Genomic DNA, 24,381 nt, shown 5'->3' on the forward strand with positions numbered 1-24,381 from the left:
TGGATTTTGGATATGAAAAAAGCCACGCAATTGGTTTCAAGCGACAACTTTTTTGAAATTCGCGACTATTTCAAAAAAGTTGGAACGAACCTACAATTGCGAGACAAATCCGTCTCCGTCTCATTTTGCCCGCCCACCGAATTCGCCTTTGCTTGCAAGACAGATTCGGATTTCGCCCACCCCCTTCTCCTCACCGCGCGCAAGCGCGCGGGGGAATTTTCCGACCAAGTTATGAATTGTGCGCCTGTGAGGAATCGAACCTCAATCTCATCCTTCGCAGGGATGCGATCTATCCGTTGAACTACAGGCGCCTGTACGTATCGCAAGCACTAGAATTTCAGCCACCGCAACAGCTCGTCAATCAGCGATTCGTCGTACTCAAACTCGTCCAAATGGTTATGCAGCAACGCACGGACTTGCTCTATTTTTCCTCGCGGAATGGGAATCTTGATATACGGCGAAAAGCGGTGTCTGGAACGTAACAACATATTACCCCATTCGGAACCTGCTTGTCCACTCTCCTGCATCGCAAATCCCAGCAGCTCCGCCATAGGAACAAAACGGAATTGATTGGGCTTGATGCCGCTTGTAGCAATCGTAATAGTCACAACACCCGGCCTTGCGACGCCCCAATAAATAAACATGCCGGCGGCGATGATTAAAAACGCGGCGAACAAATAGTTTTGTTGCCAGAGCGCGATTGCGACAAAAATAATGGCGGCAATAACAACAAGATAATACCAACCGACTTCTTTTTGGTGATACTCAAACTCGTGCGCTTGCCAGGTGATTTCTTCCATAGGTTTATTATACATCCTTTACGCGCCGAATGTTTGACGCCAATCGATAAATCGCTTATCATAAACGCTAGTATTCGGACATCGCAAAGAATTGTCTTTGCGTTCATTGGACAAAGGAGCATGGCATGTTCGCGGCAACGAAAATTCGCTTCTGGCTTACCACTACGGCAGCGGCGCAACTCGCCGAAAAAAAAGGCGAGGGATACAACGTGCAGTGGGAGAACGGCGCGCCGTACATCAACGTGAATTCCGCCGGAGTCCACGGGGTCAGCCAGGAGAACATCGAGAAGATCTCTATGAGCGCGGAGATCGCAGACGGTGGGCTGCTTCGGGGGATGTACATAACGGAAGAGGAAGACGTACTGATGTTCGTCGACACGCTTCCAGACGGATCACAATCCATCGAAATCACGGGCCACAATCTCCCCGAGATGCTGTCATTCTACACCAGCATCCGCGCCGGAGCGCACCAGCCATATGACAACTGGGAGCTCTCGCGCGAAGAGCGGCTGGGCTCGACCGCGACCATCGCTCTCAACGACCTCATGAGAATCTTCCTCGAGGCGCTCGAGGAGAATGGCTGTGAGGTGCGAATCAAGAAGGGCGCGGACGAGCAACCGAAGGAAGCTGCGACTACCCCTGTCGCAACAACCGAGGACATCGCGCCGTCCGAGGAAATGGCAAAGGGACTGGAGGCGGAACCATCCGAGACGAAGCCGCCGGATCATCCGCGCAGTGCATGAGACGGAGGGTTGTAACCGCTTCGTCGGAGCGGAGAAGTTCGCATAACATACGCCGGCTCCGCGATGCGAGGCCGGCGTATCACATTTACGGAGGTGGCAATGATTACGCTGCGCATTTGGTTGCGATGGAATGCCAACGTTGCCCTACTGGAAGCGAAAGGGATGAAGGTAAACGAGGACAAGCACGGACGAAGAGTTGTTCACGTTACCCATCCGCACTGCTCTCCACTCATACATCAGCTTCCGAAAGAAGCAGTGGAAGAAGTGGAACTCCACGATTATGCCGTTGACGAGCCGGCAATCGCGGACGGAACGCGAACCTACGGCAACACATTACTTTGCGCGGTTACCGCAGAAGCAGAATGGTTTGATGGACGCATGCATTTCATCCAACACATCATCGCGCGCGGCCCGAACATCCGCGACACGATGGAACTCTACTTCATCGCCCTGCAAGCGAAAGAAGTCGCGACGTACACGCGCCAGCTCTCATAAGGGGCTGGCGCGATTCGTTTTTGTTGGCTATACTAAACGTTAGTTTGTCAGGCAACAATAAAAGGAGAGCGTCATGAATCTCTTCTTGAAGGTCCTTGCGGTGTGCTGGGGCCTCACCGAAGAACAGCTCAAGGAAATCACCGGCGAGGGGAAGCTCGACGACGCCGACGAATGCAAGACCGTGGAACTGAAGATTGGGCAGGTGTTCGGAAACGAAGACCAGAACACGACCAAGATCTCAGCCGTACACGTAGTGCTTGCGCTCAAGCGATTGGCGCCAGTCCTCCGCAAGGAAATTATTGACGCCATCATCGAGATTGGGAGGGCATTCCCGTCCCAAGAGACAAGTACCGCGGCGCAGGACGCCGAACTCCAGCGCGCCGTCGATGCCGCCGCAGGAGAAGGCATGGGCACCGCACGACCCAGCACGCAAGCAAAAGGCGCTACGCCAAGCGCCCGTCCGTGGACACCGGATGACAAGATCCCCAACTAAGACGGGCTTGCAAGCGCGCCCGAAGCATAACTGCCAGTTCCTCAATGAAGGAACTGGCAGTATATCATTCTCTTGATTTACCGGAAAAAAGCCTATAAGATAGAAACAATATCTGCGGGTATCGTATAGCGGCTATTATGCGACCTTGCCAAGGTCGAAATACGGGTTCGACTCCCGTTACCCGCTCACTCAATATAAAGACCGCCTCATGTAGAGGTGGTCTTTATATTATGCGAAGTAAGAGGGAGTCGAACCGAAGGCCGAAATTACGAAGTAATGAGGTCTCGACCGGAGGGAGAGGCGACTCCCGTTACCCGCTCAAATTAAAAAAATGATCTAGTAAGATCATTTTTTTAATTTTGTGCGTATTAGGAGCCGAACCAAGCCGCACTCAATATAAAAATAACCTGTCTAAATTCAGGTTATTTTTACTTCAATGAATAAAATAAATTATTAATTAAACAGCTTGAAAAACCAGCCAAGAAAGCTGAATCTAGATTCATTAGCGCTTATGAAATCACGTACTTTTGTATTCGCAGCCTTCAATGCATCTATCTTAGACTGCAATTCTGATTCAAGGGTAGGATTAGAAGTTCTTGTCTGAGCTTTTTCAAGTCTCCGTATGCCGTTTTCAGTGGTATTTAATTCGCTTCTCAAAGCGCCAAGATTTTTATAATCCGTTCCAATCAAAAAAGTAAGTAACCCATTGCGATTTTCTACTTTTCTCATAGCTTCTGAAACCCTATCGTCAGAATCATTTTGCTCTTTATTTACATCTTTTAATTCGTCTTTGGCACTCATAGCGTTCGTGCCATCTTCTGAATTACCCGCATTAAAATTAGCTCCAGTATTTCTAGATTCTGTTGTTGTCGTGGTGGTAGTGGTGGTGGTTGAATTTGTTGCCGCAAAAGCAACGGCGGTTAAAGCAAATAAGGGTATTAATGTTGATGCTATTATTTTTTTCATATTTAAAAATTTAAATTAATTATTTTGTTTATTCTCGACTTTTATAACTAACTACTATTAAGTATAGCATAATATCCTGCTAGTCTTCGGATTCAAATTCCAATTCGAGATTCATAGCAGCTTTTCCTTTTCAAAGGAAATAATGAATGGCGGTGCGGTGTAAACTAATTTACTGCACTTTTGGATAGCCTCGGTATATAAAACAGGTTCTAACGTCATCCACTAACTCGCTCCGAGTCAAACTCGGTCTCGAGCTTGAGGAGAGCCGAGTCTAACTCGGCTTTTCATTGAATATATAAAGTGCTAAAAATGCGAAGTTTGACTTCGCGAATACATGGAACGTTGTTACGTTTATATGCTCTTTTCGCTCAAAGATGGGCGCTGTTATACCAGCTTTACCACCAACCTTAAAGAACGGCTGCAACAACACGCCTGTGGCGAAGCAAAATCAACAAGAACAAGACTCCCGCTAAAGCTCATTCATTACGAATACTTTATTAGCAAAGAAGACGCTGAAGCGCGAGAGAAGTTTCTCAAAAGCGGTTTGGGACGAAAACAAATTCACCAAACGCTAAAACAAACTCTAAGAGACTACGAGGATTTGGAGACGCCAACAGGGCAGTGAGGTTCCCCTTACCCGCTCACTTCTAATCGCCTCATCGGCGATTTTTCTTATTTCAGCACCTTCACAAACTTCCTCGGACCCGCTTGCAACAGCCGTGGCTTTTGAACGCTGATTTGCGCCTCGGGATCGTGCATCCGCTCATCATCAATCCGCACACCGCCCTGCTCAACAAGCCGCCGCGCGGCGGTCTTACTTTTTGCGGCACCCGCCGCGACTAAAAGCTCAACGAGTGTCAGCGTTTCCGCGCCGACATGAACCTCCGGAATATCCGCCGGTTTTTCTTTCTTGGAAAACACGCGCACAAACTCTTCTCTTGCTTTGGCGCCCTCCCCTTTGCCGCAATACATATCAACAATAATTGCGCCGAGTGCCAGCTTCGCCTCGCGCGGATCTTCAACCTCGCGCTTCACGTCTGTGCAAAGTTCATAATACTGGTCAATCAACGCATCCGGCACGGACATAATTTTCCCGAACATTGCGTTTGCGTCCTCGGTAATGCCGATATAATTGCCAAGCGACTTAGACATCTTCTTCTCACCGTCCGTACCCACAAGCAGTGGAACAGTAATCACATCCTGCTCGGGCAACCCCATGTGCCTCTGCAAATCCCGCCCGGCAAGCATGTTGAATTTCTGGTCGGTGCCGCCAATCTCAATATCTGCTTTAACCTCAACCGAATCGTACGCCTGAAGCATGGGGTAGACCATTTCATGCGAGTATACCTCCACTCCTTCTTTGATGCGCTTCGCAAAATCATCGCGCTCCAAAATGCGCTGGGTGGTGAATCGCGATTCAAGCGAGAGGATAAAGTCCAATCTTTTATCGGCAAACCACTCGCTGTTGTGGCGAACCTCGGCACTATTGATATCCAAAACTTTTCCAACCTGCGCGAGATAAGTTTTTGCATTCGCGACAATTTCCGCATCGCTGAGCGACGGTCGCGTTTTTGACCGACCGGAAGGATCCCCGATTTTCGCGGTATAGTCGCCGATAATCAAGACAACTTTGTGGCCTAAATCCTGAAACTGTTTCAATTTTCGGAGCGCAACCGCATGACCCAAATGCAAATCCGGCGCCGTAGGATCCGCGCCAAACTTCACCCGCAACTGTTTGCCGGACATAAGCGCCGCCTCCAAATGCTCGCGCACGATCGCCTCCTCCACACCGCGTGAGAGTAATTGTTCAATTTTTGCCTTATCGGTCACCGTTTTCGTCATAACTGTATTCTAACGGCACGACAATAAAAAGAAAATAGGCGCAGACGCACCTATTTTCTTTTCTGCCACTAGTGGCTGTCCTATTTCTTCCCGTTGCTTTTCAGCACCTCGTCAATCAATCCGTACTCCTTCGCCTCAACTGGCGTCAGATGAAAGTCTCTGTCCGTGTCTTTTTCAATCTTCGCAAACGGCTGACCGGTGTGCTTTGCAAGAATCTGGTTGAGCTTCTCTCTGGTGCGCAAAATATGCTTTGCGGTAATTTCAATCTCTACCGCCTGGCCTTCCGCGCCGCCCATCACCTGATGGAGCATAATTTCCGCGTTCGGGAGCGCAATGCGCTTGCCCTTCTTGCCGGCACCAAGGAGCACCGCGCCCATAGATGCCGCCATACCTACGCAAATAGTGGAAACATCCGGCTTCACGTACTGCATGGTGTCATAAATCGCGAGTCCGGCAGAGACCGATCCTCCGGGGCTGTTGATATAAAGCTGAATATCTTTTTTCGGGTCCTCATGCTCCAAAAACAACAACTGAGCAATGATGGTATTCGCGACGCCGTCGTTAATCGGTCCACCTAAAAAGATGATGCGTTCCTTTAAAAGCCGCGAATAGATGTCATACGCGCGTTCGCCCATCGGTGACTTTTCAATAACCGTCGGAATGAGATATTCGTTGAATTCGTTTTTCATATTGTGTTATTGCGCTGACTCAAGAAATTGGAAAACTTTTTTGTTAAGGAGTACTCCATAAACATAATCGTAAAACTTGCCCGTTTCAAGCTGCCGGCTTTCGTACTGATGGAGCTTGGACTCCTCCTCAATCTCTTCTTTTGTCGGCTCCAGATGCTCGCCCTTCGCGATTGCATGCACCACAAGGTTTCCGGCAACGCGTGATTCCGCCGCCTTGCGAAGATCTTTGCGGACGTCTTCCGGTTTCTTTCCGCTTGCTTCGAGCGTCGACTTTAACTCCTCAAGCATGCCTTCAAGCGTCCGCTCCACAAACACCTCTGGCAAATCCACGACGGTTTTCGCGACGATTCCTTGAAGCATCGCCACCCGCCGAGCCTCGGCTTCCTTTTCTGCTTTTTCAGAACTCAATCCGTCACCGATGCTTTTCTTCAAGTCCGCGATTGTCGCGAAATTGCCGATGGTTTTCGCGAATTCGTCGTTCGCTTCAGGGATGGTCACCTCAAACACGCCATCCACGGTCACAGAAAAATCCAGCTTTTTGCCTTGCACGTCTTTGTTCCAATATGCATCAGGCGCGGTCAGAGAAAAATTAAGCTTCTCTCCTTCTTTGTGCCCGGCAATTTGGTCCTCAAACCCGGGAATAAACTTTCCCTCGCCAAGCGTGAATTGGTCATGTGCCGGCGCCGCATCGGCCGTAATCGGCTTCCCGTCAAACGACACCGTGTAGGCAATCGCAACGCTGTCCCCTTTCGCCGCGGCGCGGGTGACCCGGACTTGCGGCGCGCGCGACTTCCGCAGCCACTCAAACGATTTTTCAATCTCGTCGGCCTCGACGGCAACGTCTTTTTTCGCCGCCATCACTTTTTTTGCAATAGACCGATAGTCGCCAAGCGTCACTTCGGGAAAAATCGTGAGCTCCGCTTTGTATGAAAGTTTTCCGCTGTCTTCAAGCAGCTTATCGCCCGCGGTAATTTCCACCTTCGGCGTATCAATAAGCGTCCACTCGTGCTCCTCGCTGACCTCATGCATTGAGTGACGGACAGTTTCCTGTAACGCCGCCTCAAACACCTTGTCTTTATCAATTCCGGAATCAATCATTTGCTTCGGCGCCGTACCGGGACGAAAACCTTTCACTTGTACACCCGCCGCCGCGCGGCCATACTCGCGCTCCCAATAGGGCTTAAATACGTCGCTTCCAAGCGTCACTTCAAGCGCGATCCGCGAACCGGGCAACTTCTTAAATGAGGATTTAATCATGATTGGTATATACTAACAACATTTATAGAAAAGTTCAACCCCGCGCCGCATTACTTGCGAGGCGGGGTGAAAAACGGTTCGAGCGTGGCGTAATCCTCAAGCGACAGCGCGCCGCAGTCGCGGAGGAATTGCAGGCTCCGGAGGTATCTCGCGTCGTGCTTGTCTACAAGGTTTGTGTCGACATACCACGCGCGCCCGCCGAACGAACATCGTTCCAGCGCCCACGCAACCCACTCAGCGAAGTTTTCGTAGTAGTCCGTCGCTCCGTAGTCGGTGATGATGCCGTCGCGCGGAAAAGAACCGGAACGATCACCGTAAGCCTCTTTACTGATACTCCCCCAATCTGCGCGCTTCCACGCAGGCAATGCGTAAAAGAACGCGTGCGCCGCCTCATGCCAGACCGTCCACTTGTCGAGATAGTCCGGATAAACGCAGATGAAACGCGTCCACCAGCGGCAATGCCCGGCCTCCAGCACGTTACCGTACTTGTCCTTCGCGTAGCTCGGACAATCCGAAGTAATCCGAATCGTAGTCACGGTCGCTTGTGCCTGCGGACTCATACGATGGATAGCGGCAACAACCAGCGAACGTTCAGCGGGTGTGCCGAACTCAACAAACTTGCCTCGTTCAATCCGCTCCCACGAAACGCGCGGGGCGGTGCAACCCGCGACGGCAAACAAGACAGCAAAAAACCATAGCGCATTCGCTTTCATGACAAATCTCCTCAAGAACACCAGCACTACACATAAGTCTACGCCCGCGGCAATCCCAGTCAACACGCAAAAAACAATTTGCCCCCGCACCGGTAAAGATGCGGGGGCAAGACTCTATTTCACAGGAACTCCATTTACGCGCAGCGTAAACAGCGGTTCCAGCTCATCGTATTGCGCCTGACTGATTGCACCCCAGTCGCGAAGCACTTCCAAGTGCTTGAGATAGCTGGGATCCGTGACGTCAATCACGCGCATGTCCACGAATATTGAGCCCATCGGCTCATCGTGGAGGCGGCACATCGCCCAGCGCACCCATTCGGCAAAGTCCTCCCACGGATTTGTCGCCCCGTACCAGGTGAGAATGCCGTTCCGTGGAAAGTCTCCTTCCATGTCGCCGTACGCATTCATGCTGATTCTCGTCAACCTCTCCTGTTCCTCGGCAGACTGCGTCATCATGAGCGCGTGTCCGGACTCATGCCAGACATTACCATGAGAGACATAGGAAGGACGAACACAGATGTCGCGCGTCCCGGGATGAGTGTGCGCCGCTTCCCGCCAATTACCGTCCTTGTCCCGGGGTTTGTAATCGGGGCAGTCATTGGTGATTTGAATGGAGCGCACCGCCCGCTGCACTGGCTCTTCGAGCCAATTCATCGCCTCACGAGCGCGCTCACGCTGGTCGCGCGTGCCGCCATAAACGAACGAATCGTCCCAAGCGCCAAGACGGGGCGGCGCCGTCGTGCACCCGAACGGTGCCACGAACAACGTAAGAGTCGCCGCAACAAACACGGCACGCCTCAGAACATCGCTCACCATCGCTAAACCTCCCAAAGAATACCTGCGTAACTAAAAAATATAATAGCGCGAATGCACATGAAATACAAGGAGGCATCCCGTGAGACGCCTCCCTTGCTCCAACTTATCATTACTCCGCGAACAGCGGTTGCACGCGACGGAACTCTTCCTCTGTAAGCACGTCGTGAGCGCGGAAGAATGTAAGAATCGCGAGATATACCGGGTCTCTCCGATCAATCGAGGCGATGTCCGCTCTGCCGTACCCGGACCCGTATCCGCGAAGATAGTGCGTGAGCCACGTCACCCACTCCGCGTAATTCTCGCGCGGGTTCGTGCCGCCATAAGACGTAATCATGCCGCGTGAAGGATATGCTCCGGGAATGACGATGTTGATGCCTTCCCCATGAAAAAGGTCGTCATCAACAAACCCTTCCCATTGTTCTTGCGCCGCGCGCGAGAGCGTATGGAAATGTGTATGCGCGGGTTCGTGCCAGACAACCGCGCGCGTCACGCGCCCCTCCCGGACACAGATCGGTCCGCCCCGATGATGAAACCCGACGATAAACCGTGAGGTGAATCCGCTGCAATCGTTTGTGATGCGGATTTCCTCGGCGACTTCCCGCACCACTCTCGGAAGCTCACCGAGCGCCGCGCGCGCGAACTCGCGTTCCTCCGCAGTTCCTCCGGAAATGAGATCACCGAGCGCCGCCTCTGTGCGCGGCGGATGATTGGTACAGGATACGCAGATGCCGACGACAAACATCGCTGCACACAGCGTGATGTGTCTCATTCAAGTACTCCTCAAAAGGCCTCTCGCTTCAGTGTATGCCGGCCAAAGCTGAAGTCAATAATAAGCAAATCACCCTCCCGCCGGTTGAGGCAGTGAGGGTGAAGAGCGGTGCAAGCTTCGTGTATTCCTCCGGCGTGATGACTCCGAATTTGCGGAGTAGCTTCAGGTGCCGGATGTAGCGGGTATCCGACTTGTCGATTTTTTTCAGATTGACACTTGTGCGGCCGGTAGGAGTGCGATGCTGGTAGCACATCACGAACTCCACCCACTCGGCGAAGTCCTCGTGGGCATTTGTCGCGCCGTACGAGGTCAAAATCCCGTCGCGCGGGAACTCGCCTTCCATGTTCCCGTAGGCGTTTTTGCTGACGACCGCCCACTTGTTGTTCTCGCGCCATGACCGCGACATGAGGAGCGCATGCCCCGCCTCATGCCAAACGACGCGATCGTAAACGTAATCGGTGTGGATGCAGACATTCCGCGTCAAGTGGCAATGAGCGGACTCCTGCCAATCCCCGTCCTCATCCTTCGGATCGTAGGCCTCACAGGTGTCGTTGATGGTGACGGAAACCACAGCGTTCTGTGGCTTCTCCTCCAACAGCGCCAGCGCGTTGCGAACACTCTCCCGATCCCCGCTTATGCCGCCGGAGACAGGAATGTCGGCGAGAACCGTGGCGCGCTGCGCCGCCGGCGTATCCCCGAACGGCGAAGCAACAAGCAGAAAAAGCACCGCAACCAACGCGGCGCGCCGGAACATCTTGGACATCACTGTCCCTCCTGAAAGGAAATTTTACACTCTACTGATAAGTATACCAATAGATGTGGTAAATTCCGGATATAATCAAAAACCAGTCGCCTAAGGCGACTGGTTTTTGATTCATTCCACATACTCGTCTACACAAACAGCGGAGCAAGTACAAGCGACAGTGTCGCGAGTAATTTAATCAGCACGTGCAATGACGGACCTGCGGTGTCTTTGAACGGATCGCCAACCGTGTCGCCGGTGACCGCCGCTTTGTGCGCATCAGAGCCCTTGCCGCCGTAATTTCCTTCCTCAATCCACTTCTTCGCGTTGTCCCACGCGCCACCGGCGTTGTTCAGCGTTGTTGCAAGCAAGATACCGGCAATGGTCGCGACCATCAAAAACCCGGCTTCAGCTTCGGCTTTGAGGGTCAGACCCACGACAATCGGCATCACAATAACAAGTACACCCGGAAGTACCATTTCCTTTAACGCGCCGCGCGTCGTGATATCAATCGCGGTTGAATAATCCGGCTTCTCCGTGCCCTGCATAATGCCCGGGTGTTCGCGGAACTGCCGGCGTACTTCGTTGATGATGTAGTACGCAGCTTTGCCGACAGCTCTAATGTTGAGCGCCGAGAACAAGAATACTAACATTGCGCCAAGCATCGCGCCGACGAACACATCTACCTTTGCAAGATCAACAACTTCCAGACGCACCTCCGTAAGATACGCAGAGAACAGCAGGAACGCGGCAAGCGCGGCAGAACCGATGGCGTAGCCCTTTGTTAATGCCTTTGTGGTGTTGCCCGCCGTGTCCAGCTTATCCATCACTTTGCGGAAATCACCGGACTCGCCGGAGAGCTCCACAATACCCGCGCCATTGTCGGTGATGGGACCAAAGGTATCCATCGCAAGAATATACGCTGCAGTCGCGAGCATTCCCATAGTGGCCGCGGCCGTGCCATAAAGCCCGCCGCCGGGAATACCGGACTGTTCACCCAACCAATACGCGCCAAGCAACGCGGAAACAATCGCCACAACCGTCATGCCGGTTGACTCCAAACCGACGGAGAAGCCCATAATCACGTTCGTGCCGGAACCGGTCTTTGACGCATCAGCAATGGAAGAAACAGGCCGAAAACGCGACTCGGTGTAGTACTGCGTAATGTAGACAAATGCCAAGCTGGTCAAGATTCCCACCATGCCGGCGCCAAAGAACCACAAATACGACGCGCCCAAAAGCATTTTCGCCGTAAAGTAAAATGCGATTGCCGCGAGCACCAATGTTACATAGTATCCACGATTTAAGGCCGCCATCGGACTTTCATTTTCTTTTGCCTTCACCGCGAATATGCCGACAATCGTCGCGATTAAACCGAAGGCGCGAAGCACCAGCGGGAAAATAACACCGCCGACGCCAAAATATGGGAAGAGCGCCGCGCCAAGAATCATCGCGCCGATATTTTCCGCCGCGGTGGATTCAAAAAGGTCCGCGCCACGTCCGGCGCAGTCACCCACATTGTCACCAACGAGGTCCGCGATGACCGCAGGGTTCCTCGGGTCATCTTCCGGAATGCCCGCTTCAACCTTACCCACCAAATCCGCGCCCACATCAGCCGCTTTGGTGTAAATGCCTCCACCGAGTTGCGCGAAGAGCGCCACGAGCGACGCGCCAAAGCCATAGCCCACAAGCATCGTCGGAATCTTCACTAATTCGTATCCCAAATATTTATAAATAAGAAACAATCCGGAAATGCCGAGTAGCGACAAACTCACCACAATCAATCCGGTAATTGCTCCGCCCTTGAACGCCACCTGAAGCGCAGCGTTAAAACCGTTTTTAGAGGCAGCCGCCGAACGCACATTCGCAGTCGTAGACATCGCCATACCCACGATACCCGCGACGCCCGAAGAAACCGCGCCGAGCGTAAACGCCAGCAAGGTCTGCCAGCCCGTGGTCACATCCCCATTCACGGCGTAGATAGTAAAAAGGCCGAGTCCCAACGCGACCGAAATCCAGAAAATGGTCTTATATTGCCGCTTCACGAAAGCATTCGATCCTTCCTTAATAGCAGACGAAATCTTCTGCATGCTCTCCGATCCGGTCGGCTGACGCTTGATCCACACGATAAGATACGCGACGAAGATTAACGATAATACGGAAATACCGATTGGCAGGTACTCAATCATAATTTTTTAATAATTAATAATAACCTATTCTTCTTTTTTCTCTTCCGTCTTCGTGGGAGCAGCTTCCCCGCTCACGCCTTCCGCAACGCCCCCGACGAGCGCCTCGTCCGGTTTTGCTTCCGAACGCACATCGATCTTCCAGCCCGTCAGTTTTGCCGCGAGCCGCACATTTTGTCCGCCTTTACCGATAGCCAAACTCAACTGGTCATCGGACACATACACGCGCGCCTCATGCCGGTCATTCACCTCCGCGCGTTGCGCTTTTGCGGGAGAGAGCGCGTTACCGACAAACGTCGCCGCATCTTCAGACCACTCAATGATATCCAATTTTTCCTGTCCAAGTTCATTAGAAAGCGCCATCACGCGTGTGCCGCGTTGGCCAACGCACGAACCCACCGGATCAACGCCTTGCGCTTTTGACGCAACAGCGACTTTAGTTCGGCTCCCCGGTTCCCGCGCGATGCCTTTAATCTCCACACTACCATCGGCAACTTCGGGAACTTCAATCGCGAACAACTTGCTGATAAATTTCGGATGCGCGCGCGAAAGAATAATGCCGGGAAGACGCGCGTCATCTTGCACCGCCAAGACGTAGAAACGGAGCCGCTCGCCGATGCGATAATGCTCATACGGAATCATCTCGGCTTGAAACATAACGCCGGTCGTGCGGCCCAAATCCACATATACATTACCGTGCTCCATGCGCTGAACGATACCGCTCACAATTTCACCTTCGCGATTCTGAAACTCCTTCAAAATCGAATCTCGCTCCGCTTCCCGCAAGCGCTGTAAAATAACCTGCTTCGCGGTTTGCGCGGCAATGCGGCCGAAGTCCTCGTGCGGCTCCAATGGAAACAACATTTCCTCGCCTAACTGGATGTCTTTGTTAATTTTCTTCGCCTCATCAATCAAAATGTGTCGGTCGGAATTATAGCGCGGAAGTTTTTCTTCTTCACCTTCCACGGGCATCTCTACCGGAACTTCGACGGCTTTTACCGCTGCGCCTCTTTCTTTTTTGACTTCGCTCGACTCCTCTAATTGCGCCTCATCGTACTTCGTCGTATCAACGGTTGTTTCATCAGCAACGATTTTCACCTGCCAAAACTTCAGGGCGCCGCTCTTGAAATCCAATTTCGCGCGGACAACTTCCCCGCGCTTTTCGTATTCCTTTTTATATGCCGCGGCGATGGACGATTCAATCGCCTCAATAACACGGGTGGCATCAATGCCTTTTTCCGTGGATACCTGTTCTACCGCCCTCGCTAAATTTTTTAGATCAATCATACGTGTAGTAATCACTAATATCGCGAATCGTTCGGCTTAATAACGCGAATAGAACGCGCCTGCCGGTATTCGCATTATTTTTAGATCCTCATTTGCGATATTCGTGAACGCTATAATTCGTAAAAAGGGGCGCTCACGCGACCCTCAATAGATTCAACGTAGCATATCAGGTTCTTTTCCGTCAATACAGCGAATACAAAATGAGATCGGGGTTCACGCGCGTGCGTGAACCCCGTCGTTCGCTTGGTCTACTCGCTTTCCGGCTCTGGCTCGTCCGCAGGAACGACCTCCTCGCAGCACTCGGCGACCGCGTCCACATCCTCGCAGTGGTCGGGATGAAAGGATCCGTTCATGAGAGCGCACTTCGGTGCTCGCGTCTTCACGGGAAAGCACGCGCTCGGAGTCGTGGAGTAGCGAGACTCCTGGAACCACGATCCCTCGCCGTTGAGACGCTTCCATGCGTTCCTTGTGATGTAGATCTCGGCCATCGGCTCCTCGTCTACCTGGTCCGAATCCGGAACGTAGCCTCCCCGAGGCATCCGCTTCTTCATCGCCATCTGACGTACCTCCAATGAACGACAAATCTGTGCTTATAGTATCAACTAAAGCGCCAAACAGTCAACATCGCCACCCTCCTCTGCATCACAACGCCATGCATAGTGTTGTGAGCGGGTTTGTCGGAGGCGATTCGGCATGGTGTCCCGCTTTTTTTGCGGGACCGAATCGCCGAGACATTGAGGCCTCGCGCGCGCTGGAGCGCGAGAGTCGGACCCGCGAACAATGCTATGCCGGGCGTTGTGTTACATCTACTCCTTCTCTCCGCTAGTCGCTTTCACAAACTCCATAATAAGACCTGTCAACTTCGGCTCTTTGCCCAACATATTCGTCCCATGACCCGCATGTTCATAGATATGCAAACGCTTTTCTACATCTTTAGGTATTGAAGAAAAAATCTTCTGGGTCTCGTCGCTATTGCTGTTGTCATCACGCGACGTCACAAAAAACATTCGCGCGGCCGGCTTCAATGCCTCCGCCGCCGGCAGCGTCATAATGCCGCGATAGTTTGAACCGGCAGAAAGCAGAATTGCCGTCTTGAAGTCCGGATGATCCGCGATGTACTTCAACGCCAAGTTTGCGCCGATGGAAGCACCCATGAGCACAACCCTATCCACCGCCACACCTTTCGCCAGCAAGTATTTCACCGCCGCGTCCACATCCAAAATACTTTTTTGATGCTCCTCATCAGTATATTTTGTATAGCCGTTCGGACCGCCTTCCGATTCGCCGTGGCCGCGCAAATCAATGGCGAGTGCGAGATATCCTTCACCGGCAAACCGGAGCGCCAGCTCATCCCAAGAATCTTTCACCGCCGGCATCATATGCAAAAAAACCACGCCTCCTTTGGGATCAGGAACATCGTAAAATGTCCCGGCGATATCAATGCCGTCCAGCGTCTTTATGGTCACTGCGACGGGTGTAATGTCCATACGGGTGCTACCGGAGCTCGTACGTCACGCTCACATTTACTCTAACCTCCTCACTCCCCGGCTCAATCGTCGGCGCGGGAGCGCCACCATCCGACTTCATTGCCATCGCCTCAAATGAACGAAGATAGATCGGGCCGCCTTGGGACCCTTCGCTAAAGGTGACCACGCGCCCGATACGGACGCCGTTCTGTCTTGCCATAGCTGCGGCTTTGGAGTACGCGCGATCAAACGCTTCTTCACGCGCCATCACCAGATATTTCTCCGGGTCTTCAACTTCAAAATTGACGCCTTGGATTTGATTAATGCCAAGAGATGGAAGCTGTCCCAGTATCGGCGATATTTTCGCAAAGTCGCGCAGCTGTACCGAAACGGTCTGCGTCAGTGTGTAGCCGGAAATGTAACTCGTACGCTTTTTTTCGTCATAATCATAACGCGGTGAAAGGTTGTACCCGGATGTTTTTATATCTTTCGCGTCAACATCCTGCGCTTTAATGAAAGCTATCGCGTCATTCATCTTCACCGTGTTGTCGCGCTGAATTACCTCCGGATCCTTGCCTTCAGAAACAACAGAAAAGGAAAGTTTTGCGATATCCGGTTCAGCAACAATTTTACCTTCCGCCGAAATAGTTATCGTTCGCGTGATGGGAAGCGAAGCGGTATAACGCCCGACGTAATACACCGCGCACCATGTGCCGAACACGATCGTGACAATAAGCGCGACGTCAATCAACACCCAGAAATAATTTTTTGCTTCCTTGATCATGTAATCCTTCGACAGGCTCAGGATATAAATATAATAGTTGGTGAGCTTGTCGAACCACAACGTAAAACATCAACGATCGGCGGCAATCCCAACGATTGCTTTAATTTCCTCCGGTTTCAAACTCGCGCCGCCAACGAGCGCTCCGCCAATTGTTTTTTCCTTTAAAAATCCTGCGGCGTTCGCGGCATTGACCGAACCGCCGTAGAGTACGGGAATCGGCACAGTGATGCCAAGCCGTTGAATCTCCTCTCCTATATATAGTACCATGTTTACCGCATTTTCCGGAGTATCGGCTGCGGCATTTTTGTTTGTGCTGATGGCCCAGATGGGCTCATATGCTATAACAATTGACATTTGACTATTAACATTTGACTGGCCCACTCGAGATAAACCGATGCGAAGCTCGCGGGCGACGACTTCTTTCGCCTGACCGGCATCATGTTCCTCGCGCGATTCGCCGACGCAGAGTACCGGAATAAGTCCGGCATCCACCGCCGTCTTCATTTTATTCGCAATCATCTCGTCGGTTTCACCGAGCCGCCGCCGATCGGAATGACCGACGATAACATACCGCGCACCAAGCGATGCAAGGTCATCCGAAACATCCTGCGCACCGAGCTCCGCGTTTTTCAACTCCTTCCCGACGACTTCCAAAAACGTGGGTGGCGGCGCAATCACAAGCCCCTCAATATCCGTTGCGCGCGCCAACGCAACCGCTTCTTCAACGGTCGCTGGGTGCATTTTCCAGTTAGCAATTATTAGCTTCATTAGATTATTAGCTCCGTTAGCTTGTTAGCGCGATCCATGCAGCTTTGTTGACCTCAATTATTCTCCATGATACCATGCGTACAGCTCTCGGACAAAGGAGGACACAATGAGTAACTGGCTGAAGGACACAGCGAAGGAATCGGTGCAACTGGGCAAGTACCTCTCTCTCGGTAGCGCGCTTTTCATTCCCATCCTCCTTACTTATTGGTACTTCACCAACAAGCCCGGGATACGCACGGAGGTGAATGAACAGCAACTCTTCGTCGTATGTCTCGCCGGTGTGATGGCCGTAGGCGCGATCCTTCTCACGATTCTGCACGACCTGCACTGGGAAGGGAGCCGCGCCAAGTACTGGCCGGTGCTTGTGTTCTACGGGAGCACCGTACTCGTGTGGACGGAAGGAGTCCACCTCGTTGCCATCATGCTCGGCGCAACGATGACGATCGCACTGCTCTGCATGAAGCTCGACGACTACCTCGCCGCAAGGGGCTGGGGCAGCAAATCCCAGCCACTCGAAAGTCCGGCACACGACGAACTGCCATAAACAGCACAACAAGCGAACCCGCCCCGAGTAGCCAACGGCTACAGGGGCGGCTTCATTTTTATATTTTTACTCATCGCGTACCAATCCTTACTCTACTAATACGCGGCCGCGTAATAGTAGAGTAACTGATCTATACCTAATAGATTCCGGGTCAAGCCCGGAATGACAAAAGGTGGTTTATGGCGACGCATCGGAAGACGCCGCGTGTATTTTCCGCAACATATTGGAGCGATGCGTGAAATTCACGAGTAAAGAAATCGCGAAGTCGGAACAATGGCGCTGTGTGAATCCCGAAGGCCGCCCCGACCGCGGTCGGGGCGAGACAGAGGTTGAGTTCGCCTTATTCCAAGAACCCATCTCAAAAATCCCTCCCAGGCGCGTTTGTAGCGATTTCCTCGAATCCGCTAGGCGCGAGGAGGAGGTTGTAACCTCTGGGTTACGCCGACGACGAGCAACGCCGCGGGGCGAGGAAATCGCACGAACCCTTCGGGATACGGCCAATTCCAGCGATTCCTTTGTCGCAACTCCCTCGGAGTATCCAGAGGATACACCTTCGGTCGTCGCTCCTCGGACTCGCTGGAATTGACTCGTATCGCGACGGGAGGGATTTTTGAGATGGGTTCCAACTTCGCGGTTTTTTACGAGAAAAATTTCCGCGAGCAGAAATCGTTGCGGAAAATACACGCGGCGACTTCAACTGCCGGGAGCCATCCTGTGCTCGTAGTACCACTGCAATACATCCTTCACAATCGGAATCGTGTTCAAACTCCCCTCTTTTGCGTCTTCAATAAGTACAAGGATCGCAAGCTCGGGATTTTCTGCCGGAGCGTAGCCAACAAAGAAGGCATTGGTTTTCGTGTTGTTCTGAATCTGCGCGCTGCCGGTTTTGCCCGCGACCGTCAATGGTAAATCAGCGAGTTTGTGCGCCGTGCCATAATCCTTTTGCACGGCGGCGTTCATTCCCTGCTGTACTTCGTGGATTTCCGAGACATATTCAGAAAAATCCAAAATGTCGCGCGGATGCGCAGACTCCACAATTTCGCCCTTCGCGTCACGAACAGTCTGCATAAGGTATGGCTGTTTCTCGTGTCCGCCCGCGCCGATAGCACCGATAAAGGAAAGCAGGCGCAGCGGCGTCACCATCATGTCACCCTGGCCGATGCTCACGTTGTACGTATCGCCCACTCTCCACGGCCTGCCGGTGCGCCGCTCGTGTTCTTCTGGTCCGTAAAAAATGCCGGATGCCTCTCCGGGTAAATCAACGCCGGTGCGGTCGGCAAAACCAAAGTCGCGCCAATACGATTCAATGCGCGCTACCCCCAATCCCTTCTTGTCACCAAAGCCACCGCCCAGCACATAAAAATAAATGTTACTGGAACGCGCGAGTGCCGAGTACAAATTCACCCAGCCGTGCGCCTTCCAGTCCAAAAACTTACTCGGATGCGCGGGATCATACGGATTCGCGAGCTCCAAAACGCCGGAAGAAAAAACGGATGTTGTGGGGTCAATCACGCCCTCGTGAAGTCCGGCAAGCGCCATCATCGGCTTGATGGTTGAACCCGGGCTATACACGCCGGAAACGGCGCGATTAAACAGCGGATGCGCCGCGTCGCGGAGTAAGCGACCCCGCGCGTCATTTTTCCCGGAAAGCGTAAAGAGGTTATCATCATAACTCGGCAAATTCACGAGCGATAAAATTTCTCCGGTTTTGGGATTGAGAATGATTCCGACGCCCGCGGTGCGTCCGAGCAGGCGTAAGCCATCACGCATACGACCGTAAAAATATTGCTGCAGTTCGCCGTCAATCGTTGTTTCCAGCGTATTGCCGGGCGTCGGCTCCATGCTCACGCGCTTTTCAAGCACGTTCCCTCGCACATCGCGCATGATGCGCTCATAGCCATCTTCGCCGCGAAGGAGTGTGTCATAAAACGCCTCAAGTCCGTCTTTGCCTTGAATGGTGCGGCCAATATCTCCGATGCCGGTGTAGCCCAGGAGGTGCGCGAAGGCGGGTCCGTAGAGGTAATTCCGGCGATAATCATTCGCGATCCCGACTGCCGGCTCATTTAATCCTTTAAGTGCGATCGCGGTTTCAACCGAAACGCCCTGCTCCAGAAGCAGTTGCGCGCTTCGCTCCAAGTCCGCTAGGCGCACAATATCGCCAATGTCACCCCGAAGCTCATCCGCGGACAATATACCGCGCAAACGTTCAATGAACGTAAGTCTCGCCTCCGGATCCTTTTTTAAAAATTCGGGAACATTCAAAAAAACACTGAAAATCGGTTCGTTGCTAACAAGCGGAAGACCGGTCCGATCCACAATCACTCCGCGTTGTGCCGGTAATACGGTCTCCTTGCTCGCGTTCCCCGCCGCGCGCGCAACATAAAAATCTCCGCGCGTGATGTTCAAATAACCGACACGGATAAACATGGCTGTAACGGCAAAAAATGCGACTGCGACAGCGCCGACAAAAACAGAGCGATGCAACGGCAACTCTAATGACGCAGGACTTCGGCCAAGCCCGTCGAACATCGCTTCTTCAAAATGCAAATCATCGTTTTTCATTAAAATTTTGTATAAGCATCGTGAAAAACAGCGAAACAAACGCTGTCGTAAGAAGCTCCGTGAGTAGCGCCGCGCGCGCGGAAAACATAACCCGATTCGTCAGCGCGTAAAATCCTGCAACCCCACCGGCAGAGAGCATCGGATTTAACAACGCCGGGTGCAGCGGCACAAATCGCCGGCCAAGAGAGACGAGGAACGCGACGAGCAACAGCGCAAGCGATGCGCCTTGAAGCACCGGGATGGTTTTGAGCATCGCCACGGCCGCGATCACCAAAAAACCAACCACCGACGCCGGCACGGCCATAAGCAGCGCCGGAAGTCCTGCCATAAAAAAGTTTATATTAGCGCCGAACACCGTGAACACATGCGACGATTGCGCGCCGATAGATATAAGGAACAGCGCCGAGAAAAGAATGGTGCGTAATGACGATTGAGGGCGCATATGATTATCGGACAACAAATACTGTCGTCAAATCATGCAAACTGTACGGCAGCGTCAGTGGCGCCTCCACAAACGCGGCACCCGGGTTTTCCCGCACCTCGGAAACGCTTCCCACAACAAGGCCATAAGGCAAATCGCGGCTTGTTGCGTATACCGGATCACCGACCGCGACGGGTTTCCCTTTCGCGATAAGCGTAATCACCGGCGTTGCTCCGCCACGTAAAAGACCGTTCGTCGCCGAAGAACCGATACGCACGGGAATGTCGTGCGTGAGGTCAAACACGGTCCGCGCTTCGCTCCAGTCGTTCTCCACGCGAATAACCTGCCCCAACAGAATTCCTTTCGCGGCGAGCACGGCCGCGCCTTCGCGGATTCCCGCGGAGGCACCAGAGGCAAGCGTCAGCACGGACTTATCATTCAGCGGATAGAGCGCGTAGACCTTCGCGGCGATGAGCGGCGCATCGCGGCGAGGAAAGTCATCCTTCCGCGCCAGAAGTTCCGCGCGCAAACTTTGGTTTTCCATCGCAAGGGCGCCAAACTCACGCGCGATATCAAGCCGCAAGAATGCACCTTTCACAAGAAGAAACGGCAATGCGAACACGCTTTTTACTTGTCCAACAAAAGAGTCGGACGCGCGAGCAAAAACACCGCCATAAAAAATAGACCCAAGGAAAAAGATAGTTGTGATGACAAAAAAGAGGTAGCGCATAAAACGAGAGAACCCATCTAAAAAATAGACCCCGACGCGATACGAGTCAATTCCGGCGAGTTCTAGGAGCGACGACGAAATCGTATCCACTGAGATACCTTGAGGAGGAGCGACAACGAAATCGCCGGAATTGGCCGTATCCCGGAGGGCTCTACAAGGTGATCTCCCGTGGCGTAAACGGATTGTGCAGAATCGCCATATATTTCTCAAAGTTTTCCACGGCAATGCCGGTCCCGCGCGCAACGCACGTCAGAGGGTCTTCCACAATCGTTGCCGCAACCTGTAAATCCTTGCTGATGTATTGGTCAATGCCGCGCAGCAAACTTCCGCCGCCGCAGAGATAAATACCACGCCGCAAAATATCCCCTGCAAGCTCCGGGGGGGTCACCTCAATCACCTCTTTGATGGACTCGGTGATAATCTTCAACGACTTACTGATTGCCGCGCGTGCTTGCGCGTCACGCACCACAACCTCATTCGGAAGTCCGGTTGCCAAATCTCTTCCTCGCACCGTCATCTCCATTTTCTGCTCCAAAGGAATTGCGGAGCCGATGGTGACCTTGAGTTCCTCCGCCGTCGGGTCGCCGATCGCGAGACGAAATTCATCACGCACAAAACGGATAAGATCTTCGTTCAGCCGGTCACCCGCGATTTTCAGACTTTTCGCGACAACCGTTCCGCCCATGGAAATAACGGCGATCTCTGTTGTGCCTCCGCCAATGTCCACAATCAAGTTCGCGGTCGGTTCATCCACCGGCAACCGGGCGCCCAAGGCAGCGGCAATGGATTCTTCGATAATAAACGCCTTGTGTATTCCGGCACCCACCACCGCGTCCTCAACGGATTTTCGTTCCACTTCAGTCAAGTTGCTCGGCGCGCCAACAACCGCGCGGCGGTAATGCCACAACTTTCTAGTGTCCACGGTACGCATAAAATGGCGGAGCATTTCTTGTGTTGTTTCAAAATCCGAGATAACGCCGTTGGTGAGCGGCCGCACTACATTCACGTGTGCCGGCGTGCGGCCAATCATCTTGCGCGCTTCATCGCCCGCGGCAACCACGGCGCCGGTTTTATTATTTATGGCAACCACCGACGGCTCATTCACCACAATGCCGCGCCCCGCGACGTATACAAGAGTATTCGCCGTGCCAAGGTCAATGCCGATATTTTTCGTGAAATAGTCTAAAAACTTCATAACATATTACGGTAATCCTTCGACGGTGCTCAGGAAATATTTATACGCTGAGCCTGTCGAAGCGCTACCATAGATGCAACAAGTTTCACCTTGCCGCTCGCGCGTTCCTTCACTTCAACTTTCTTCGCCGCGACGGTTTTTGCGCTCACGAGGCACCGCAACGGAACGCCGAGCAAATCCGCATCCGCGAATTTTTCTCCGGCGGAAACCTCGCGATCGTCAAAGAGCACCTCAACGCCGCGCTTTGTTAAATCCGCATACAGTTTTTTCGCCGCCGCACGCTCTTTCGCGCCGTCACCAAGAAGTACCAAATGCACGTCAAATGGAGCGATGGACTTCGGCCAAATAATACCGCGCTCATCGTGGCTCACTTCAACAACCGTCGCGACAATACGCGAAGGGCCGATGCCATACGAACCCATAACCACCGGCCGCGACACGCCGTCCTTATCCAAAAACTTTACGCCGAAGGCATCCGCGTAGCGCGTACCGAGCGGAAACACATTCGCAACCTCAATCGCATTGCCACTCAAAATTTTTCCTGCGCACTTCGGACACTTGCCGCTACCGGACATCATGTCGGGGCTCGCCACCTCTTTATTCTGCGCGTAGTGACATTTTTCACAATAATACACCGTGTCCTCGCCCGAAGGCGCGAGCACTTGAAACTCGTGCGTGTACTCTTTTGTGAAAGCGCCCCCCGCGGCTTCCGTAATGAGATACTTCAAACCGATGCGCTTCATAATTTTTTCATACGCTTTGATGACCGTCGCGTAATACGCATCCAAACCCGCTTTGTCGGCATGGAAACTGTAAAGGTCTTTCATCATAAACTCTCTGCCCCGAAGCAAACCATTTTTCGCGCGTGGTTCCGAACGGAACTTCGTCTGAATCTGGTACACCGCCTTCGGCAAATCTTTATATGATTGGATGAAATGCTGGGCGATTGCAGTGATGACCTCCTCGTGCGTCCAGCCCAAACCAAACTCTTCGCCGGCTTGCGTCTTCAATTTATAGATCACGTCAACATCCCAGCGCTTGGATTTCTCCCAATACTCTTTCGCAACCAGCGCATTCATAAGCAACTCCTCCGCGCCAATGGCGTTCATTTCTTCACGAACGATGTTGACCACCTTCTGCAACACGCGAAATCCCAACGGCAGAAACGTAAATACGCCCGCCGACATTTTGCGGATAAATCCCCCGCGCAAAAGATACTTCGCGTTCACCGCCTCCTCATCCTTCGGGAAGGTCTTTGTTGTTTTTGAAAAAAGTTGAGAGAATAACATCGCGGCACAAACGATTAAAATATTGCCTGAGCCTGTCGAAGGCCTTACCTAGTCCCTGCTCCGATTGTAGCAATATCAAAAAGAAAAGCAAATGAGATAAAGTGTCTGAAAAATGTAACAGCTCGCATCGGTATGAACCCGATGCGAGCCGTAACGCTGAACTTGTCCCGAGACCCTACCACAAGTTGTTGACTCGCATGTACTCGCCGATCTTCCTGCGGACCTCCGCGTTCTCCCCACGCACGGCGTTCCGCGTGAAGTTCTCCTTCGTGCTCTTGCCGGAATGGTTCAGAAGCTCCTGAATGAACAAATCGGTGACACGGTAGATGCTCCCACGACGCTCCAGAAGCCCGGCGGCGGCGAGGGCGCCCCACCAATCCTTACGCTGGGGAACCCGGAAGGTCACCCAGCGCCTCTCCTTCACGCACTTGCGGAGAATCTCCACGGCGACCAACTCGGGCTCAGTCTTCCCGAAGAGCGAGTTGAAAGAGATGCCACGATTCACAATAAACTGCGGCGTCACCTTCGTACGGTCCACCTTGGTCATGAGCGCGCTCATGATTCGTACCTCCACGAAGCCGGAGCAGCTTTGCGCCATCACCACGACAGCGCGTCAGCCATTCCGTGACTACGCAACATCTTAACAAATCTAGTACGTCATGTCAAGTGCGGTGAACCAGCGCGCCCCGCAGACACTCAAACTCCCACTCACGTTTGCCCTGATGCCTGCTTGGATCTCTCCATCAACACACTGCGCAGCTTTGCGGCGTTTTCGGCGCCAACGCCGTCAATGTGCGCCTGCATGCCGGAAGAAAAGCCCGCGG

At 52.8% G+C, this 24,381-nt stretch carries 26 protein-coding genes and 2 tRNA genes; 6 read left to right on the forward strand and 22 right to left on the reverse strand.

Annotation, left to right across the window (positions count from 1 at the left end; genetic code table 11):
* Nucleotides 1-239: 239 nt before the first annotated feature.
* Together Q7R85_00765 and Q7R85_00770 are read right to left on the reverse strand one after the other, a co-directional pair.
* A tRNA-Arg gene (locus Q7R85_00765) sits at nucleotides 240-311 on the reverse strand.
* 18 nt (nucleotides 312-329) lie between these two features.
* Nucleotides 330-800, reverse strand: coding sequence for a hypothetical protein (locus Q7R85_00770; GenBank protein ID MDO8584639.1), 471 nt, complete (start codon nucleotides 798-800; stop codon nucleotides 330-332).
* A 125-nt stretch (nucleotides 801-925) separates the two neighbouring features.
* On the opposite strand from Q7R85_00770, the gene Q7R85_00775 reads away from it, so the two are divergent.
* The 4 genes from Q7R85_00775 (at nucleotide 926) to Q7R85_00790 (ending at nucleotide 2,717) form a co-directional block, all read left to right on the forward strand.
* Nucleotides 926-1,543 (forward strand): hypothetical protein, encoded by a 618-nt coding sequence (locus Q7R85_00775; GenBank protein MDO8584640.1) that lies wholly within the window; start codon nucleotides 926-928, stop codon nucleotides 1,541-1,543.
* A gap of 63 nt (nucleotides 1,544-1,606) precedes the next feature.
* On the forward strand, nucleotides 1,607-2,038 hold the full coding sequence (locus Q7R85_00780) for a hypothetical protein (GenBank protein MDO8584641.1): 432 nt from the start codon (nucleotides 1,607-1,609) through the stop codon (nucleotides 2,036-2,038).
* A 73-nt stretch (nucleotides 2,039-2,111) separates the two neighbouring features.
* A complete protein-coding gene (locus Q7R85_00785) occupies nucleotides 2,112-2,531 on the forward strand; it encodes a hypothetical protein (GenBank protein MDO8584642.1) in 420 nt (139 codons plus the stop codon).
* Between the two features lie 114 nt (nucleotides 2,532-2,645).
* Nucleotides 2,646-2,717: transfer RNA gene (locus tag Q7R85_00790), tRNA-Gly, on the forward strand.
* 267 nt (nucleotides 2,718-2,984) lie between these two features.
* On the opposite strand, the gene Q7R85_00795 is transcribed toward Q7R85_00790, so the two are convergent.
* Nucleotides 2,985-3,497, reverse strand: a complete 513-nt coding sequence (locus Q7R85_00795; GenBank protein MDO8584643.1) for a hypothetical protein — start codon at nucleotides 3,495-3,497, stop codon at nucleotides 2,985-2,987.
* Between the two features lie 334 nt (nucleotides 3,498-3,831).
* On the opposite strand from Q7R85_00795, the gene Q7R85_00800 reads away from it, so the two are divergent.
* The gene (locus Q7R85_00800; GenBank protein ID MDO8584644.1) at nucleotides 3,832-4,122 is read left to right on the forward strand and encodes a GIY-YIG nuclease family protein; all 291 of its coding nucleotides are present in this window, start codon (nucleotides 3,832-3,834) and stop codon (nucleotides 4,120-4,122) included.
* 47 nt (nucleotides 4,123-4,169) lie between these two features.
* Here the strand turns inward: Q7R85_00800 and tyrS are convergent, their stop codons facing one another.
* From tyrS to Q7R85_00865, 13 genes are all read right to left on the reverse strand, one after another.
* Nucleotides 4,170-5,339 carry a tyrosine--tRNA ligase gene (gene tyrS / locus Q7R85_00805; GenBank protein MDO8584645.1) on the reverse strand — a complete coding sequence of 390 codons (1,170 nt, stop codon included), beginning with the start codon at nucleotides 5,337-5,339 and terminating at the stop codon, nucleotides 4,170-4,172.
* Nucleotides 5,340-5,419: 80 nt separating this feature from the next.
* On the reverse strand, nucleotides 5,420-6,028 hold the full coding sequence (gene clpP / locus Q7R85_00810; protein ID MDO8584646.1) for an ATP-dependent Clp endopeptidase proteolytic subunit ClpP: 609 nt from the start codon (nucleotides 6,026-6,028) through the stop codon (nucleotides 5,420-5,422).
* A gap of 6 nt (nucleotides 6,029-6,034) precedes the next feature.
* Nucleotides 6,035-7,285, reverse strand: coding sequence for a trigger factor (gene tig / locus Q7R85_00815; GenBank protein MDO8584647.1), 1,251 nt, complete (start codon nucleotides 7,283-7,285; stop codon nucleotides 6,035-6,037).
* Between the two features lie 50 nt (nucleotides 7,286-7,335).
* Nucleotides 7,336-7,998, reverse strand: a complete 663-nt coding sequence (locus Q7R85_00820; GenBank protein ID MDO8584648.1) for a hypothetical protein — start codon at nucleotides 7,996-7,998, stop codon at nucleotides 7,336-7,338.
* A gap of 114 nt (nucleotides 7,999-8,112) precedes the next feature.
* Nucleotides 8,113-8,814: a hypothetical protein gene (locus Q7R85_00825; GenBank protein ID MDO8584649.1), complete on the reverse strand. Its 702-nt coding sequence runs from the start codon at nucleotides 8,812-8,814 to the stop codon at nucleotides 8,113-8,115.
* A gap of 109 nt (nucleotides 8,815-8,923) precedes the next feature.
* The gene (locus tag Q7R85_00830) at nucleotides 8,924-9,583 is read right to left on the reverse strand and encodes a hypothetical protein (protein ID MDO8584650.1); all 660 of its coding nucleotides are present in this window, start codon (nucleotides 9,581-9,583) and stop codon (nucleotides 8,924-8,926) included.
* A gap of 28 nt (nucleotides 9,584-9,611) precedes the next feature.
* Nucleotides 9,612-10,346, reverse strand: a complete 735-nt coding sequence (locus Q7R85_00835; GenBank protein ID MDO8584651.1) for a hypothetical protein — start codon at nucleotides 10,344-10,346, stop codon at nucleotides 9,612-9,614.
* A 128-nt stretch (nucleotides 10,347-10,474) separates the two neighbouring features.
* Nucleotides 10,475-12,514, reverse strand: a complete 2,040-nt coding sequence (locus Q7R85_00840) for a sodium-translocating pyrophosphatase (GenBank protein ID MDO8584652.1) — start codon at nucleotides 12,512-12,514, stop codon at nucleotides 10,475-10,477.
* Nucleotides 12,515-12,538: 24 nt separating this feature from the next.
* Nucleotides 12,539-13,798 (reverse strand): transcription termination factor NusA, encoded by a 1,260-nt coding sequence (gene nusA / locus Q7R85_00845; protein ID MDO8584653.1) that lies wholly within the window; start codon nucleotides 13,796-13,798, stop codon nucleotides 12,539-12,541.
* A 248-nt stretch (nucleotides 13,799-14,046) separates the two neighbouring features.
* On the reverse strand, nucleotides 14,047-14,349 hold the full coding sequence (locus Q7R85_00850; protein ID MDO8584654.1) for a hypothetical protein: 303 nt from the start codon (nucleotides 14,347-14,349) through the stop codon (nucleotides 14,047-14,049).
* 255 nt (nucleotides 14,350-14,604) lie between these two features.
* Entirely contained in the window at nucleotides 14,605-15,285 is a 681-nt protein-coding gene (locus Q7R85_00855) for an alpha/beta fold hydrolase (protein ID MDO8584655.1), read from the reverse strand.
* A gap of 7 nt (nucleotides 15,286-15,292) precedes the next feature.
* The gene (locus Q7R85_00860) at nucleotides 15,293-16,048 is read right to left on the reverse strand and encodes an SIMPL domain-containing protein (GenBank protein ID MDO8584656.1); all 756 of its coding nucleotides are present in this window, start codon (nucleotides 16,046-16,048) and stop codon (nucleotides 15,293-15,295) included.
* Between the two features lie 69 nt (nucleotides 16,049-16,117).
* On the reverse strand, nucleotides 16,118-16,816 hold the full coding sequence (locus tag Q7R85_00865) for a triose-phosphate isomerase (GenBank protein MDO8584657.1): 699 nt from the start codon (nucleotides 16,814-16,816) through the stop codon (nucleotides 16,118-16,120).
* Between the two features lie 106 nt (nucleotides 16,817-16,922).
* Between Q7R85_00865 and Q7R85_00870 the strand changes: the two genes are divergently transcribed.
* Complete coding sequence (locus Q7R85_00870) at nucleotides 16,923-17,360, forward strand: hypothetical protein (protein MDO8584658.1); 438 nt, start codon at nucleotides 16,923-16,925, stop codon at nucleotides 17,358-17,360.
* A 693-nt stretch (nucleotides 17,361-18,053) separates the two neighbouring features.
* Here the strand turns inward: Q7R85_00870 and Q7R85_00875 are convergent.
* From Q7R85_00875 to Q7R85_00900, 6 genes are all read right to left on the reverse strand, one after another.
* Nucleotides 18,054-19,922 (reverse strand): penicillin-binding transpeptidase domain-containing protein, encoded by a 1,869-nt coding sequence (locus tag Q7R85_00875; protein ID MDO8584659.1) that lies wholly within the window; start codon nucleotides 19,920-19,922, stop codon nucleotides 18,054-18,056.
* On the reverse strand, nucleotides 19,909-20,364 hold the full coding sequence (locus tag Q7R85_00880) for a hypothetical protein (protein MDO8584660.1): 456 nt from the start codon (nucleotides 20,362-20,364) through the stop codon (nucleotides 19,909-19,911). Before Q7R85_00880 ends, Q7R85_00875 begins: the two co-directional genes overlap by 14 nt.
* A gap of 4 nt (nucleotides 20,365-20,368) precedes the next feature.
* Nucleotides 20,369-21,073, reverse strand: a complete 705-nt coding sequence (gene mreC / locus Q7R85_00885; GenBank protein MDO8584661.1) for a rod shape-determining protein MreC — start codon at nucleotides 21,071-21,073, stop codon at nucleotides 20,369-20,371.
* A gap of 151 nt (nucleotides 21,074-21,224) precedes the next feature.
* Nucleotides 21,225-22,268: a rod shape-determining protein gene (locus Q7R85_00890; protein ID MDO8584662.1), complete on the reverse strand. Its 1,044-nt coding sequence runs from the start codon at nucleotides 22,266-22,268 to the stop codon at nucleotides 21,225-21,227.
* A gap of 29 nt (nucleotides 22,269-22,297) precedes the next feature.
* Nucleotides 22,298-23,557: an aminoacyl--tRNA ligase-related protein gene (locus tag Q7R85_00895; protein MDO8584663.1), complete on the reverse strand. Its 1,260-nt coding sequence runs from the start codon at nucleotides 23,555-23,557 to the stop codon at nucleotides 22,298-22,300.
* A gap of 175 nt (nucleotides 23,558-23,732) precedes the next feature.
* Nucleotides 23,733-24,116 carry a hypothetical protein gene (locus Q7R85_00900; GenBank protein ID MDO8584664.1) on the reverse strand — a complete coding sequence of 128 codons (384 nt, stop codon included), beginning with the start codon at nucleotides 24,114-24,116 and terminating at the stop codon, nucleotides 23,733-23,735.
* Nucleotides 24,117-24,381: the final 265 nt, after the last annotated feature.

Source organism: bacterium (genome assembly GCA_030649055.1).
Taxonomy (GTDB): domain Bacteria; phylum Patescibacteriota; class Minisyncoccia; order UBA6257; family JAUSGH01; genus JAUSGH01.